This is a genomic window from Citrobacter sp. CK189 (assembly GCF_030333505.1).
GTDB lineage: Bacteria > Pseudomonadota > Gammaproteobacteria > Enterobacterales > Enterobacteriaceae > Citrobacter_B > Citrobacter_B koseri.
Genome location: NZ_JAOWFV010000038.1, coordinates 864,255 through 878,909, shown reverse-complemented (window position 1 = coordinate 878,909; position 14,655 = coordinate 864,255). Strand labels below are relative to the sequence as shown.

The window sequence follows — 14,655 nt, the reverse complement described above, 5'->3', positions numbered from 1 at the left end:
CTGAACAATTATACAATCCTCAGCGGGCCAGCCCCTGGTAACTGGGTTATCAGATTTGCGCCCATTAACGTTGCCGGCGTGTAGGCCCCTCCTGCAATCCGGTTCATCATCAGGTGCTCAACCACCGCTAACGCCCCCATAATGGTCAGGGTATAACCATTCGGTGTACGGATACGGGCAGTTTTTTTGTCGCCACGGGCGTTGATGGCCTCTCCCCACACAAAAGAGGGCGTCTGTTCACGTTTCATTTCTCCGGGGCCTTTCACCGTTCGGGATATATAAGCCTTGAGGAGCTTCTGCACCCATGCCAGTCGCAGCAATGGCCTGATGTAGTTTGCTCTCCGGGCCTGGGAAATCATGCGCGTCGAACCCGGCACAAAGACCTGAATGTCTGGAATACCTGTCGTGTAATACGCCGTGGACACGTCCCCCCAGGGGATTGTCATCGCGTCCTTCTCGCCATCGCCGAAGTCAATACGGCGAACTTCATAAGCAAGCGGCACGGTAATGATCTTCCCTCCTCGCCGAATTTTTCCGCCCTGCGCCAGCCCCTCGATCGCCGTTTTCGCCGTACCCGGAGAAAAAACAGAGCGTGAATCGAATCCCAGGTTAAGGCGGATCGCATCCGGCAGGGCCTCCTTCAGGGCGGCCGCCACGCAGTCCGTAGGAATAACGTCAAACCCGACGCCGGGGCACAATACAACACCGGCATCCCGGGCACGGGTATTCAGCAGTTGTGCCGCTTCGAACACGCCTATCTCCCCTGTAATATCAAGATAATGGGTTCGGGTTTGCAGGCAGGCCTCCATCAAAGGCGCCGCAGTAGCGGAGAACGGCCCCGCACAATTTAATACCAGAGCACACCCTTCGAGCTGTCTGAGCAGTTCAGCCGGATTATCAAGGGCGAAGGCGTGAGCCTCAAGCCCGAGATTGCAAGCCAGAGAGTCTATCGTTTCTTGCCTGCGCCCCGCCAGAACTGGCCTGAATCCTCGCCGTACGGCCTCACGGGCAATCATTTCTCCGGTATAACCGTTCGCGCCATAGATCATCCAGCGCGGAAATTCTGGATGGGAATGTTGCTCATTCATTGCATTAACCCCTTTAATAAATAAATTGCCCGGCTTACGTCACAGCATAACCTTAAAGTTAACTTCAAGGTCAATATACCCGTCATACTTCACGTGGCATGTACATTGGTTGCGCCGTAACGGTGACAGTTCAAATCTGAGCCAACAGACATAACGTAATGATTAAATTCACCAGCGAATGATAAAACCAATACCATTACTTTTATTCCGCCTTATTTTTATTCGTCATTGATTGTCAGACGGCAAAATAACGATTAAAATAGTTTCTATCGCATTCACCCTTCGTTGAATCCTTCTCATTACATCTTCAGAGAAATCGTCAGTCATGATTATCAGACCAGAGCAACATTGGTTTTTTCGATTATTTGATTGGCATGGCTCGGTATTGTCAAAAATAACATTTCGGTTATTTTTAAACCTTGTCATGTCAGCTATCGCAATTATCATTTATCAATGGTATGAGCAACTGGGCATCCACTTAACCGTTGCCCCTTTTAGCCTGCTGGGGATCGCAATCGCTATCTTTCTCGGCTTTCGCAACAGCGCCAGCTACAGCCGCTTCGTTGAGGCTCGGGGACTGTGGGGAACCTTACTGATTGCCGAGCGTTCCATCATCCGTCAGTTAAAAAATTTGTTGCCGAATGACGTTGAGCTACATAAAAGAATTTCAGGTTATCTGATTGCCCTTTGCTGGAGCCTGAAACATGAATTACGTAAAACCGACGCCGGATATGATATGTACCGAATTCTGCCCCGGCATATTCTTACCCAGGTCATGTTCAGCCCGATGAAAACCAACCGGATATTATTATTGATCGGCGATGAAATGGCAGCATTGCGTGAACAAGGCAAGCTGAGCGATATTACATTTGGCCTCATCGATAATAAAATAGATGAAATCACCCACGTTATTGGCGGCTGTGAACGAATTGCAAATACCCCGGTGCCGTTTGCTTATACATTAATACTCCAGCGAACCGTTTATCTTTTTTGTACCCTTCTTCCTTTTGCGCTGGTTGGCGACCTGCATTACATGACGCCATTCGTGTCCGTTTTTATTTCCTATACCTTTTTATCCTGGGATTCCCTGGCGGAAGAACTTGAAGATCCCTTTGGCACATCGGCTAACGATTTACCGCTCAACGCGATTTGCAACACCATTGAGCGCAATCTGAAAGAGATGACCGGGCAACAGCCCCTGCCGGAGCCGCATCAGCCCGATCGCTACTTCAATCTGACCTGAGTCCATTGCCCGCTATCCACCAATGTACGACAGGTTTTGCGTAATGCCGGTGTTCCCCTGATGTAAAAAATGCGTCTGTTTTTTATGCGTCAGCGCATCGGCAATACGCATCTTAAGGGCATCCTGCTGCGTATCGTCTTGCAACACGTCTCGTAAATCGACCCCGCCATCACCAAAAAGACATAAATGCAGTTTGCCGATGGAAGAGACGCGCAGCCGGTTGCAACTGGCGCAGAACGTTTTTTCATAGGGCATGATCAGGCCAATTTCGCCAGCAAAGTCCGGGTGGCAAAAGACCTGTGCCGGGCCATCACTGCGCTGGCGAATCTGGCGCACCCAGCCGCGTCGCAGCAGTTCATCACGCAGCACCACGCCCGAAATATGATGGCGTTGAAACAGCTCACTGCCCTCACCCGTTTCCATCAGTTCGATAAAGCGCAACTGAATGCGACGAGGCTTAATCCAGGCCAGAAACGTGTCCAGTTGATGATGATTCACATCGCGCATCAGAACCGTATTCACCTTGACCTTTTCAAAACCGGCGGCAAACGCCGCATCAATACCGTTCATCACTTCCTGAAATTTATCCTGCCCGGTGATGGCATAAAACTGGCGAGCGTCCAGACTGTCCACGCTGACGTTGATGGCGGTTAATCCGGCCTCACGCCAGCGTGCGACGTCACGCGCCAGGCGATAGCCATTGGTCGTTATCGCAATCTGGCGAATCGCCGCATTTTCACGCACCGCCGCGATAATATCGATAAAGTCGCGGCGTAAGGAGGGTTCCCCGCCGGTAAGACGGACTTTTTCCGTACCCAACGCGGAGAACGCGCGGGTGACGCGGCGAACTTCATCCACCGACAAGAATGACTTGTTGCTCACGCCGCCGGGTTTGTACCCGTCCGGCAGACAGTAGGTACAACGAAAATTGCACACATCGGTAACGGACAGACGTAAATAGGTGAATTTACGCTGCCATGAGTCCATAAGCGGTTGCATAGATAACCTCGGGAGACAACGAACAGGCAGGCCACATCACGCTGATGTGGCCTGAGACAGGAAGTAAGACGTGTTGTTAGTGGGTTTTCATCCCCGCCGCCAGCATCAGCAGCTTAAACCCGGATGCGACGACGGCCAGCGCCATAACGCTTGCCGCCCAGATGATGACCATCCAGCCCACCCTTTTCCACCAGGCGCGTGGGGCGGTATCCGCAGGTTTAGCGTGCTCTGTGTCTGATAGTGAAGCCATTAATGATACCCCTCATCAGGATTAATTTTTCCGCGAAAGACGTAGTAACTCCAGCAGGTGTACATCAGAATCACCGGGATAATCAGTAACCCGCCCACCAGCATAAAGCCCTGGCTTTGCGGCGGTGACGCGGCCTGCCAGATAGAGATCGACGGCGGAATGATATTGGGCCAGATGCTGATGCCCAGCCCGCTGAATCCCAGGAAAATCAGTCCAAGGGTCAGCATAAACGGCCCATAGCTCGCTTTGCGGTTATAGGCGGAACGCACAATTCCCCAGCAGCAAACCAGCACTAACAGCGGGACAGGCGTAAACCAGATGATCTCTGGCAGGCTGAACCAGCGTTGAGCAATCGCCGGATGCGTCAACGGCGTCCACAGGCTGATAATGACGATGATCGCCAGCAGCAGCAGCGTCAGGATAATCGCCTTCTCCGACATGCTTCGGTGCAGCGGGCCTTCCGTTTTCATGATAAGCCAGGTGCAGCCCAGTAACGCATAGGCCACCACCAGCCCCACGCCGCAGAACAGCGGGAAAGGCGCCAGCCAGTCCATCGTCGAGCCGCTGAACGCCCGTCCGGTTACCTGCAAGCCGTTAACCAGCGTTCCCACGGCGACGCCCTGGCTGAAGGTTGCCAGCACAGAACCGCCGATAAAGGCTTTATCCCAAAGCGGACGGTGTTCCGGCGTCGCTTTAAAGCGAAATTCAAACGCCACGCCCCGGAAAATCAGCCCCAGCAGCATGGCGGTTAACGGCACGCTGAGCGCATCGACAATCACCGCATAAGCCAACGGAAACGCGCCATATAACGCCGCGCCGCCCAGCACCATCCAGGTTTCATTGCCATCCCAGACGGGAGCCACGGTATTCATCATCATGTCGCGCTCTTTCTCGTTCTTATTGAACGGAAAAAGAATGCCGATCCCCAGATCAAAGCCGTCCATCACGATGTACATCAACGTTGCGAAAACAATGATGACGAACCAGATTATTGACAGGTCGATGCCCATTTTATTCTCCCCTGCGTGTGTTCATGGGTTCGCTCACCGCCGATAACGGACGCGCTGGCGTACCCCCCTGAGCGATATCATGCGCATGCTCGCGCACTGGCCCCTTTTTGATCAGCCGCACCAGGTAGAGGTAGCCTACTCCAAAGACGGACGAATAGACGAGGATGAACGCCAGCAGGCTGACGGACATGTGCATGTCGCCGTGTGCGGAAACAGCATCACGCGTGCGCTGCAAACCGTAGACCACCCACGGCTGGCGGCCAATCTCGGTGGTAAACCAGCCCGCCAGAATAGCGATTAATCCTGATGGCCCCATGCAGAATACGAACCACAGGAAAGGACGACACTGATACAACCGGCCACGCCAGCGCAGCCACGCGCTCGCCACCCCGGTCAGGATCATCAGCATCCCTAGCCCCGCCATTATCCTGAACGACCAGAAAATGATGGTTGAGTTCGGGCGATCCTCTTTCGGGAACGACTTCAGCGCGGGCACTTGTTTGTCGAGGCTGTGCGTCAGAATCAGGCTTCCCAGATAAGGGATTTCAAGGCTGTACTTCGTTTTTTCCGCATCCATATCCGGTACGCCAAACAGAACCAACGGCGTGGCTTCGCCTGGCGGGTTTTCCCAGTGCCCTTCAATCGCCGCAATTTTCGCCGGCTGATGTTCCAGCGTATTGAGACCGTGCGCATCGCCAATCACCGCCTGAACCGGTGCGACAAACAGCGCCATCCACAACGCCATCGAAAACATCTTTCTGATCGCGGGCGTGTCGTTTCCTTTCAGCAAATGCCAGGCTGCCGACGCGCCGACGAAGAAAGCGCTCGCCAGAAACGCCGCCGTGGACATATGCAATAAACGGTACGGGAACGACGGGTTAAAGACGATGGCCATCCAGTCCACCGGCACGACAACGCCGTTCTCAATCGCGTAACCCTGCGGCGTTTGCATCCAGCTATTGGAAGAGAGGATCCAGAACGTTGAAAACAAGGTTCCCAGCGCAACCATACAGGTCGCGAAGAAATGCAGCCCCGGCCCGACGCGCTTCCAGCCGAACAGCATCACGCCCAGAAAGCCCGCCTCAAGGAAGAATGCCGTCAGAACTTCATACGTCAGCAACGGACCGGTGATACTTCCGGCAAATTGTGAAAAGCCGCTCCAGTTAGTCCCGAACTGGTAAGCCATGACCAGGCCTGAGACCACCCCCATCCCAAAATTGACGGCAAAGATCTTTGACCAAAAATGATAAAGGTCGCGATACGTTTCATTTTTGGTTTTGAGCCATAGCCCTTCAAGGACGGCGAGAAAACTTGCCAGGCCAATTGTTATTGCGGGAAAAAGAATGTGAAAAGATACGGTAAAGGCAAATTGTATCCTCGCAAGGTGAAAAGCATCTATTCCAAACATAATTCCCCCCACGGAGTCGACATTGACTGATTTATTTTGTACAACGCTTTCATTTCCAGCCTTTTTCTTTGATTAATAGCGATTTTCTGAATATTTCAGAGCAGGTGAATCTAATAATTTTCGGCGTGTTTAATTAGTCTCAAACAATTATTCAAAAAGTTCAAATAGGTTAAATTTAATAAGTGATAGATAACATTTATTATGATAATGATAAAATCCTGTTATAATTTCTTTAAATCGACAGCGCAGACGCCGCATAATCCGGGCAAACCCCGCGAATTAACTGGGTTCCACCATCTGTTATATAAAGTTTTATATAACGAATAATAAAAGATGTTGCTGTTATCTCCCGGATAGAGACAACTGTTTGTATTTATTAACCATCACCATTACCCATTTTTTAAATAAGGTTAATGGCTTTTCAAATGGATATTTGTCCGGCTGGCTTTTATTTATATAACGCGCAGCCGCTAAACGTAATTGTTAAATACACTGGAATAACCCTACCTGTTATGTAGCTATTTCAGGATGCCAATGTGACCAGAATAGTCAGGAGTTCATATGAATAAGAAAAGACGTTCAGTTCCCGGAGTCAGACACTATGACGGTCCTGCTGGCGGCTGGGGCGCGTTAAAAGCAACGGCCATTGCCGTTCGTACACAAATGGACGCGCTTGAAGCACCCGTTACCCTGTTACGCACAAATCAGCCAGACGGCTTTGACTGCCCAGGATGCGCATGGCCGGATAAAGAACATAAATCAACGTTTCAGTTTTGCGAAAACGGTGCGAAGGCCGTCACGTGGGAAGCGACAAGCAAGCGCGTCACACCGGCGTTTCTGGCCAAAAATACCGTCAGCGCGCTGCTGAAGAAAACAGATTTCGAACTTGAAGGGTATGGTCGCCTGACTCATCCGCTGGCCTATCACAAAGAAAGCGACACATTTCGCCCTGTCGAATGGGAACAGGCCTTTGCCCGCATCGGCGAAGTGCTTCGCGGTCTCTCCCCTGAACAGGTGGAATTTTACACGTCCGGTCGCGCCTCCAACGAAGCGGCATATCTGTTCCAGCTTTTTGCGCGCGAATACGGCAGCAACAATTTTCCCGACTGTTCCAATATGTGCCACGAAGCCACCAGCGTAGGCCTGCCGCGCTCAATTGGCATCGGTAAAGGAACCGTATCGCTGGATGATTTTGAAAAGACGGAACTGGTGATCGCTATCGGCCATAACCCAGGGACAAACCATCCCCGTATGATGGGGACGCTGCACGAGCTTGCGCGCCGCGACGTGCCGATTATCGTCTTTAACCCGCTGCGAGAAAGAGCGCTGGAACGCTTTGCCGACCCGCAGAGCATCATCGAAATGGCGACCTACAGCTCAACCGACATCGCCTCAACCTATTTCCAGGTCAGGGCTGGCGGTGATGCCGCCGCGCTGAAAGGCATTGCCAAACATGTGTTGCAGCTGGAAGCCGAGCGTGGCGATGTTCTGGATCGCGAGTTTATCGCCGCCCATACGCTGGGCTTTGACGATTTTGCCGCAGATATTGCCGCAACCTCCTGGGAATCCATTGAGCGCGAATCAGGTTTAAACCGTGAGCAACTGGAAAAAGTCGCGGAAGCCTACGCCAGGTCCAACGCCACCATCATCACCTACGGCATGGGCATTACCCAGCATAACAAAGGGACGGCGAACGTGCGTCTGATTGCCGACCTGCTGTTAATGCGCGGCAATATTGGCAAACCCGGCGCAGGTATTTGCCCGCTTCGCGGCCACTCCAACGTTCAGGGGAACCGCACCGTCGGCATTACCGAGAAACCGGCGCCAGAATTCCTCGAACGGTTGAGCGACGTTTTCGGGTTTGTTCCCCCGTCGAAACACGGACACGACGCCGTACAGGCGACGCAGGCCATGATCGACGGGCGCGCCAGGGCGCTGATCTGCCTGGGCGGTAACTTTGCCGTGGCAATGCCCGATCACGAACAGGGGTTCCCGGCTATGAACGGGCTGGACTTGAGCGTCCACATCGGCACCAAACTGAACCGAACGCATCTGCTGGTCGGGAAAGAGACGTTCATCTTCCCCTGCCTCGGACGCACCGAACTGGATATTCAGCGCACCGGCAGACAATCCATCACGGTAGAAGATTCTATGTCGATGGTGCATGCCTCCTCCGGCAAACTGAAACCGGCGTCGCCGTTATTGCGTTCGGAACCAGCCATTATTGCCGGAATGGCGAAAGCCACGCTGACAAACAGCAAAATCGGCTGGATGGAGCTGGTTGCTGATTACGATCTCATCCGCGAACTGATTGAACAAACCATTCCCGGTTTCGACAATTACAACGATCGTATCCGGGTGCCTGGCGGTTTCCGTATGCCGCTGCCGCCGACCGAACGCGTCTGGCCGACATCGACGGGCAAAGCCATGTTCTCCGTATTCCACGGCGTTAACGAGAACGTGACCGGCGAAGGTGAAAATACGCTGCGTCTGATTACCCTGCGAAGTCACGATCAGTACAACACCACCATTTACGCGATGGACGATCGTTATCGCGGCGTATTTGGCCGTCGTGACATTATCTTTATGAACGAAGGCGATATGGAGCAGTTAGGGCTTGAACATGGCGATCGCGTCGATATCCGAACGGCCCTGCCTGACAGCGATCTCTGCCTGGAAGATATCACCGTCGTGGCCTACAGCATTGCGGCAGGTTCTGTCGGCGCCTATTATCCCGAGGCCAATGTTCTGGTTCCGCTCAATTATATTGATAAAGAGAGCGGTACGCCTTCTTATAAATCCGTACCGGTAAATATCACCTTGCGTTCAAAAGAAATTCGCGCGCTGTAAAATTCGCCCCTTATTCATGGCGTTCTGCTGAATAAGGGGATTTATTTTTCAGCCACTGACGCGCAGAAACGGTATTGCCACGCCGCAATTCGGTTACAAAATTTATACATTTATGCAATAATGTGAACCCATGTCGTAGCGCAAACGGCTGCCGGAGCCTCTTCTTTGCCCCCAACAGACCGTCTGCCGAAGAGATGAATGATGGACATAAAACAACTCAAATATTTAATCGCGCTGGATCAGACCCGTCACTTTGGTAAGGCCGCATCGCAGTGTAATATCACGCAACCCACCCTCTCCATGCGCATTCGCAATCTGGAGGAGGAGCTTGGTCTGGTGCTTATCGTTCGCGGGCAACGCTTTGAAGGCTTTACCCCGGAAGGCGAACGTATTCTGGCATGGGCAAAATCCCTGCTGGCCGCGCACGATGGCTTACAGGCCGAGGCCGCGCTCTGCAAAGGACAGGTTGTCGGCGTGCTCCGTCTGGGTATGGTGCCGCTCGCCAGCGTCGATCCTATGCTGTTTATTCGCGAATTAACCCCCAAATACCCGGAACTGCAATTTAGTCTCTATTCCATGACCTCGGAGCAAATTGCCGAAGGCGTAAACAGCAACCAGCTGGAGCTGGGAATATGTTATCTGAATAACATTGATGTCAGTCCGTTTGATGTTATCCCGTTAGCGAAAACCCGGATGGGTCTGCTGCACGACACGCGCCATTTTGAAATAGAAAATGAGAGCCTCTCCTGGAACGATCTCATTAATTTCCCGCTGGGTTTTCTGACCAAAGGTATGCATTACAGAGAGCACATGGATATGAGTTTTAAATCAGCCGGAATCTCGCCTAAGCATATTTTCGAAAGCGATTCGACATTCCAGATTATTCAGGCCGTACAGCGCGGCATATGTTGCGCCATTATGCCGCTCAATAATGGGCTGGAGAATTTAAACAGTAATTTCCATATTACGCCGGTCGTCAATTCCAACATTGAAGCCCCTGTCGGCCTGATCATGCGTAAGCAAGCGCCGGTTTCCTCGCTCGCGCTGCGCTGCTTTACGGACGCGCGCGACATCTACGCCGCCCACAACCCACAGCATTCGTAATACCCGCAATCCGCGCCTTTGCGTGGATTGCTTACACAAGCCATCCATCGTCATCATTGCAGGATTCGCACATGCCGTTTCTGTGCCGGTTTTTTTCCTTTACGGCATTTAAAAACAGTAATAATTCACGATCGGTTCTTAAGCGGAATTTCGTCATTAACGCGTTTCGATGCGCCAGCACCGTTTTCTGACCGATCGCCATTTTGTAGGCAATCTGCTTTGACGTCATCCCCGCATAAAGAAAGGCAGCGAGCTGGTTTTGTTGCCCGGTAAACGTCTTATGCGGGCAATGCCCGCAGTGGTGTACGGCATGGGGCGTTTTTGCTTGCTGTAAAGAAAACCAATGCTGCTTAATCACTTTACTGATCTTACTGACGTTCGCATTGAGCGGAATAAACACGATGTTTTCTATACAGGAGGGAATTTCTCCTCGCGCGGGAATATGTTTTTTATCCACCAGGCCAATCATCAGGCGTGGCGCACGAAATCGCATTTCAGCATGACAAATATACTGTTCACCGGGGTGCAGCATCAGAATTAAGATATCGGCACAGGCGGCGTTTGCGTAGTCATAGTCGTTAAAGGTGAGCGTGGTCCGATTCAGGTTCGGTGGAAATATTTCGCACAATAACGCGCGCAATCCGTATTGATAAAAACGATCCTGACATCTGATGACAATATTCATGTATACGCGGCTCCGGGTAATAATTACTGATAGCTCAATGAAACCGTCACAACCGAATCAATGGTTCCCGGTGAGACCTGCCCTTGTTCACTGTAGAGCCGGGCGCGTAAATTCCAGGTGTAACGCTGTGCGACAATTTCACTGGTCAGAACCTGACCGTCGCCCAGCGGTCGACCGTCCGCCGCCTGCAACTGTATCGCGACAGGGGTAGCGGTACCCAGATTGCGATACATATCATCGCGATGCATGTCATCAGCGTTGCCGTTAAACTGAATCATCACGCCGGTTGTGCCTTCCGGGCAATGTTCAATGCTGAAATCAAAACTGACCCACGGCGTCGTTGACCCTGCGGTATACATTGATGAAGCCGTTACCGGACTCCCCGCCGTTAAATCAACGGTTTTAGTAATGCTGTCGCTGCTCACCTGACACGGCGCGGCTTTCACATTCCCTTTGATGTTTAATGCGATCGGATCGCCCTGACCCCATACCTGACCAGTAAGCAGCATCAGGGCCAGCAGCCAGCGTTTTCTTCCAGGCATACTTTTTCCTTGGGTTATTGGTAGGTAATATTCAACGTGGCGGTGGCATTCGCGCTGCCCGGCTTCACCTGGCTTTTCGTCTGGTAATAACGCGCCACCAGCGGAAATGTCTCCTGCCCGCCTGCGGATTTTTTCAATACGATGCGGTTATTCAGTTGCAGCGGCACATCGTTATAAACTATCTGGACTCCCACGCCGCCTGCCGTTTCGGGGCTACCCTGCCCGGTCAGCGCCAGAACGCTGGCGTCAGCCGGCGCGTCAGGGTTTTGCGTTCCCGCCAGTTCAACATTGATATTCGCCCCCGGATCGCAGTTCAGCCCCAGATTTTGCGTATCGCTGTGCGACAGCACGGCTCCGGGCTGGCCGGTGAACTCGGCGGCATTAATATCACCGAGCTGAAAATTAAGAATCTGGCTGGAAAACGAACATGCGAGCGCCGTCACCTGGGTATCGGCGCCCATTGAAATCTGCATAAAAGAATGATCCGGCGTACCAAACCATCCCTGTGCAACCACTCCCGGCGTCAAATATCCCGATTGGATCGTTGCTGTTTTAATCAGCATCACGTCATAGTTACCGAGGTTATAGATATAGCTGGCGCCATTTGACGGCAGCACAAAATCCCCTGCGGGAATGGATAGCCTGATTCCCACCCCCTTCAGATTGGTGTTGTAAACATGATTTATCGGCGAAGGCGTCGCTGACAGGTAATTGATCGCATAAGCACCGTTGCAATAGACGGCACCGCCAGGCGCCGTGACCAACAATTTGGCATACCCGGAGACCCTGGCGCGGGCGATTTCTGCCCCTACCGGCGCATCTCGCTGCACGACAATATTCCCCATTGAGACGGTATTAAATAATGTCGTATTCACGGTACAGTCATCGGCAACGCTGAGCCCTGAAAAAAGCATCAGTAAACTGAATAAGAGATAAGTTCGTTTCATTGTCAGATTCTCACGCGAGGTCAGCCCACTTAGCGGCAAAGAGAGCCGGTCACGCTAACGCCGCTGTAGTTCTCGGCTGCGGTTAATGAATAATTTGCCGTGCAGCGCTGCTCGCCGTCACGTCCCCAGACCACATTCAGCGTCCCTTCCGGCGGCATGCCGCTTAAATAGACCTGCCCCTCGTCACCGACAATAAATTGTTGTTCTTGCGCGCCTTTTAACGTCACCATCGCCCCAAATGGCACCGTCGAACCGTGGGGCCTGGTCAACGTCAACAGCACGCGCAGCCCAACATTAGCGACATAGTCCGCCCTCACGACCGCGCCACGGGTTGGCACAACGGTTTTGTTGGTGAGCGCCAGTTCAACATCGTCCGCAACGGATGCCGTATCCAGGCCGATATCATTTTTGCGATACGGTGAAACATTGGCGGAAACGGTGTAGCCACGAAAATCAGTTCGTACGCCGCTCTGGTTTTTAATCCCGACCCCCGATGCGCCAGGCGCGCCAATCAGCACGTTGGTTTCCCCCAAAGGCTGAGAGAACGTTACGCCATCGGCATATGCCAGCACGCCCCCCGCGAGAGCGTAATTCACGCGCTGCGAGTGGCGATCGTAACGATACCCCCCGCTAACATCGGCGTAAGTACCCTTATAATCCGCGCTCAGACTACCGGTATATCCCACGTCATCCGTGCCGTAACCTTGCTGAATATTCCAGTTCAGCGCGTTTCCAGCCAGCGCCGTTCCACTCAGCCCTGTGCTATGAGTCGCGCCCTTCCCGCTGCTGGCATTCATGCCATAACTGGCCCAGGTATTGCTCATAAAGCGATCCAGCGGAATGCTGATATTCAGCGCCAGCTGTTGGTCTTTATCATAACGATCGCCGCTGCCGTTTTTACTCAGCGTCCAGGCGACGCTATAGCTCACGCCGTTCCAGGCATTGTGATACCCCACGCTCCACGACTGCATCGGTTTTCCGGTATGCCAGTAGTCTTCCTGTACCGCGCTTAACGCCAACGATCCGCCGCCTGCGCCCAGGGACTGGTTGACGTTGGCTTCCATACGGTTACGTCGTTTCGTTATCTGCCCGGAACTACCGCCATACGTATCGAAAGTGTCCTGCATACCGTAGTAACCGCGCGTTGAATATCGGTAACCCGCAATCGAAAAGTTTGTTCCTGTCGCGACGCTATTTTTGCTATAGCGCACACGCCAGGATTGCCCCTGAGTCGTGCTGCCATCAGCGGGTTGCGCCCATGACTGGATTACGTCGGCAGAAAGCGCGCCAATCGTTCCCAGATTTTTACCGACGCCGGACGCTATCGCCCGATAGTTACGGGAAGTCTGGACGCCGCCATAAAGCGTGAAACCGCCCGGCAAACCATAAATCGCGGTTCCCTGGCCGAAATCGGTTTGTTCCACACGACTGTCGCTGGAGCGATAGCGCCCGCCGGTTAACGCATATTTGAACCGGCCTTCACGCTGTAACACCGGTAATGATGCGAACGGGACGGTGAAGTGCTGCTCACTGCCATCCGCCTCTTTAACCGTGACCTCCAGATCGCCGGCGCCTCCCGTGGGGAACATGTCGGTAATGTCAAACGCGCCAGGGGCCACGTAACTTTGGTAGATTTGGTAGCCATTTTGCCGGATGACGATCTGCGCATTGGTGCGGGCAATACCGCGCACCACGGGCGCATACCCCTTCAGCGAATCGGGCAGCATGTCGTCATCTGACGCAAGCTGGCCGCCACGAAACGGTATACTGTCAAAAACATCCGCAGGAGAGGCGCTGTCTCCCAGCACCAGTTGCGCTTTCAGCGGGACGATATTGCGCTGGACATAGGTATAAATCGAATCCCAGTCCTCATCGCCCTGGCCGCCGCGCCGCCAGGTGGTGTAATTGCGCAAACGCCACGGGCCGATATTTATTCCGGGGCGCAAATTAGCGTACTGACTATTACTGTTATCACCGCTCAGACTGTAGTTAAGCATCGCGGCGGTAATGCCCTCATCCCAGAGTTCCGGCGCGACATCCCCCCGCGCCCTGGCAGATAACGCCGCCTGCGGAATACTTAACAACAGCTTTTGCGTCGAAAACTGGAACTCACTTGAAGCCTGTGGAATAGCGGACAAATCGGCGCAATCCCCTTTGCCCTGCACACCCGGATACTGCGCGATGTTAACGCCATAGCGTTGCAACATTTCCCCCGACAGGCAGGGCTCAAGCGCATCCTCACCAGAAGGCGTTGGTGTTTTATTGAATGCGATATCCTGCGTGTCCAGAAACTGCCCGTTGAGGATAATATCGACATGGTAAGTGCCCTGTGCCTGCCCCCCCATTTCAAAACCAGAAAGATCGATATTCTCGCTACCGGATGATATATGCTCCAGTAGCGCCGGATTAAAGTAATCCCGACCCAGAACCTCATTCAGCACGCTGAATATTCCCAGGGAGATAAACAATACAAGCCTGGCCGGATACGGATTAATTATATATTTGGCTATCATCATTAACGTAATTCCG

General features: G+C 52.8%; 12 protein-coding genes. 3 read left to right on the top strand and 9 right to left on the bottom strand.

The window, feature by feature from the left end:
* Window positions 1-8: 8 nt before the first annotated feature.
* Window positions 9-1,088, bottom strand: coding sequence for a saccharopine dehydrogenase family protein (locus tag OGV83_RS14135; protein WP_286450641.1), 1,080 nt, complete (start codon window positions 1,086-1,088; stop codon window positions 9-11).
* A 325-nt stretch (window positions 1,089-1,413) separates the two neighbouring features.
* Here OGV83_RS14135 and OGV83_RS14130 point away from each other — a divergent pair, with 325 nt between their 5' ends.
* Window positions 1,414-2,331, top strand: a complete 918-nt coding sequence (locus OGV83_RS14130; protein ID WP_286463841.1) for a bestrophin family protein — start codon at window positions 1,414-1,416, stop codon at window positions 2,329-2,331.
* Between the two features lie 12 nt (window positions 2,332-2,343).
* Here OGV83_RS14130 and moaA read toward each other — a convergent pair whose 3' ends face one another.
* The 4 genes from moaA to OGV83_RS14110 form a co-directional block, all read right to left on the bottom strand.
* A complete protein-coding gene (gene moaA / locus OGV83_RS14125) occupies window positions 2,344-3,330 on the bottom strand; it encodes a GTP 3',8-cyclase MoaA (protein WP_012132124.1) in 987 nt (328 codons plus the stop codon).
* Between the two features lie 76 nt (window positions 3,331-3,406).
* The gene (locus tag OGV83_RS14120; RefSeq protein WP_072271878.1) at window positions 3,407-3,580 is read right to left on the bottom strand and encodes a DUF2474 domain-containing protein; all 174 of its coding nucleotides are present in this window, start codon (window positions 3,578-3,580) and stop codon (window positions 3,407-3,409) included.
* Entirely contained in the window at window positions 3,580-4,590 is a 1,011-nt protein-coding gene (gene cydB, locus OGV83_RS14115) for a cytochrome d ubiquinol oxidase subunit II (protein WP_286451267.1), read from the bottom strand. Before cydB ends, OGV83_RS14120 begins: the two co-directional genes overlap by 1 nt.
* Before the next feature lies 1 nt (window position 4,591).
* On the bottom strand, window positions 4,592-5,998 hold the full coding sequence (locus OGV83_RS14110) for a cytochrome ubiquinol oxidase subunit I (protein WP_047463330.1): 1,407 nt from the start codon (window positions 5,996-5,998) through the stop codon (window positions 4,592-4,594).
* Window positions 5,999-6,559: 561 nt separating this feature from the next.
* On the opposite strand from OGV83_RS14110, the gene OGV83_RS14105 reads away from it, so the two are divergent.
* Complete coding sequence (locus OGV83_RS14105; protein WP_200030104.1) at window positions 6,560-8,848, top strand: FdhF/YdeP family oxidoreductase; 2,289 nt, start codon at window positions 6,560-6,562, stop codon at window positions 8,846-8,848.
* 201 nt (window positions 8,849-9,049) lie between these two features.
* Complete coding sequence (locus tag OGV83_RS14100; protein WP_058669443.1) at window positions 9,050-9,952, top strand: LysR family transcriptional regulator; 903 nt, start codon at window positions 9,050-9,052, stop codon at window positions 9,950-9,952.
* Window positions 9,953-9,983: 31 nt separating this feature from the next.
* Here the strand turns inward: OGV83_RS14100 and OGV83_RS14095 are convergent, their stop codons facing one another.
* Genes OGV83_RS14095 through OGV83_RS14080 form a run of 4 tightly spaced genes read right to left on the bottom strand, consistent with a single transcriptional unit; the run spans window position 9,984 to window position 14,642 of the window.
* The gene (locus OGV83_RS14095) at window positions 9,984-10,637 is read right to left on the bottom strand and encodes a helix-turn-helix transcriptional regulator (RefSeq protein WP_286463838.1); all 654 of its coding nucleotides are present in this window, start codon (window positions 10,635-10,637) and stop codon (window positions 9,984-9,986) included.
* A 23-nt stretch (window positions 10,638-10,660) separates the two neighbouring features.
* Window positions 10,661-11,179: a fimbrial protein gene (locus tag OGV83_RS14090; protein WP_049008900.1), complete on the bottom strand. Its 519-nt coding sequence runs from the start codon at window positions 11,177-11,179 to the stop codon at window positions 10,661-10,663.
* Window positions 11,180-11,193: 14 nt separating this feature from the next.
* The gene (locus OGV83_RS14085) at window positions 11,194-12,126 is read right to left on the bottom strand and encodes a fimbrial protein (protein ID WP_104868574.1); all 933 of its coding nucleotides are present in this window, start codon (window positions 12,124-12,126) and stop codon (window positions 11,194-11,196) included.
* A 29-nt stretch (window positions 12,127-12,155) separates the two neighbouring features.
* Window positions 12,156-14,642 (bottom strand): fimbria/pilus outer membrane usher protein, encoded by a 2,487-nt coding sequence (locus OGV83_RS14080; protein ID WP_286463836.1) that lies wholly within the window; start codon window positions 14,640-14,642, stop codon window positions 12,156-12,158.
* Between the last annotated feature and the right edge of the window lie 13 nt (window positions 14,643-14,655).

What these genes read in the sequence shown, in the direction of transcription:
- OGV83_RS14095 (WP_286463838.1), bottom strand. Translation starts at nt 10,637, where the DNA reads ATGAATATTGTCATCAGATGTCAGGATCGTTTTTATCAATACGGATTG.
- OGV83_RS14105 (WP_200030104.1), top strand. Translation starts at nt 6,560, where the DNA reads ATGAATAAGAAAAGACGTTCAGTTCCCGGAGTCAGACACTATGACGGT.
- OGV83_RS14080 (WP_286463836.1), bottom strand. Translation starts at nt 14,642, where the DNA reads ATGATGATAGCCAAATATATAATTAATCCGTATCCGGCCAGGCTTGTA.
- moaA (WP_012132124.1), bottom strand. Translation starts at nt 3,330, where the DNA reads ATGCAACCGCTTATGGACTCATGGCAGCGTAAATTCACCTATTTACGT.
- OGV83_RS14120 (WP_072271878.1), bottom strand. Translation starts at nt 3,580, where the DNA reads ATGGCTTCACTATCAGACACAGAGCACGCTAAACCTGCGGATACCGCC.
- OGV83_RS14130 (WP_286463841.1), top strand. Translation starts at nt 1,414, where the DNA reads ATGATTATCAGACCAGAGCAACATTGGTTTTTTCGATTATTTGATTGG.
- OGV83_RS14085 (WP_104868574.1), bottom strand. Translation starts at nt 12,126, where the DNA reads ATGAAACGAACTTATCTCTTATTCAGTTTACTGATGCTTTTTTCAGGG.
- OGV83_RS14135 (WP_286450641.1), bottom strand. Translation starts at nt 1,088, where the DNA reads ATGAATGAGCAACATTCCCATCCAGAATTTCCGCGCTGGATGATCTAT.
- OGV83_RS14110 (WP_047463330.1), bottom strand. Translation starts at nt 5,998, where the DNA reads ATGTTTGGAATAGATGCTTTTCACCTTGCGAGGATACAATTTGCCTTT.
- cydB (WP_286451267.1), bottom strand. Translation starts at nt 4,590, where the DNA reads ATGGGCATCGACCTGTCAATAATCTGGTTCGTCATCATTGTTTTCGCA.
- OGV83_RS14100 (WP_058669443.1), top strand. Translation starts at nt 9,050, where the DNA reads ATGGACATAAAACAACTCAAATATTTAATCGCGCTGGATCAGACCCGT.
- OGV83_RS14090 (WP_049008900.1), bottom strand. Translation starts at nt 11,179, where the DNA reads ATGCCTGGAAGAAAACGCTGGCTGCTGGCCCTGATGCTGCTTACTGGT.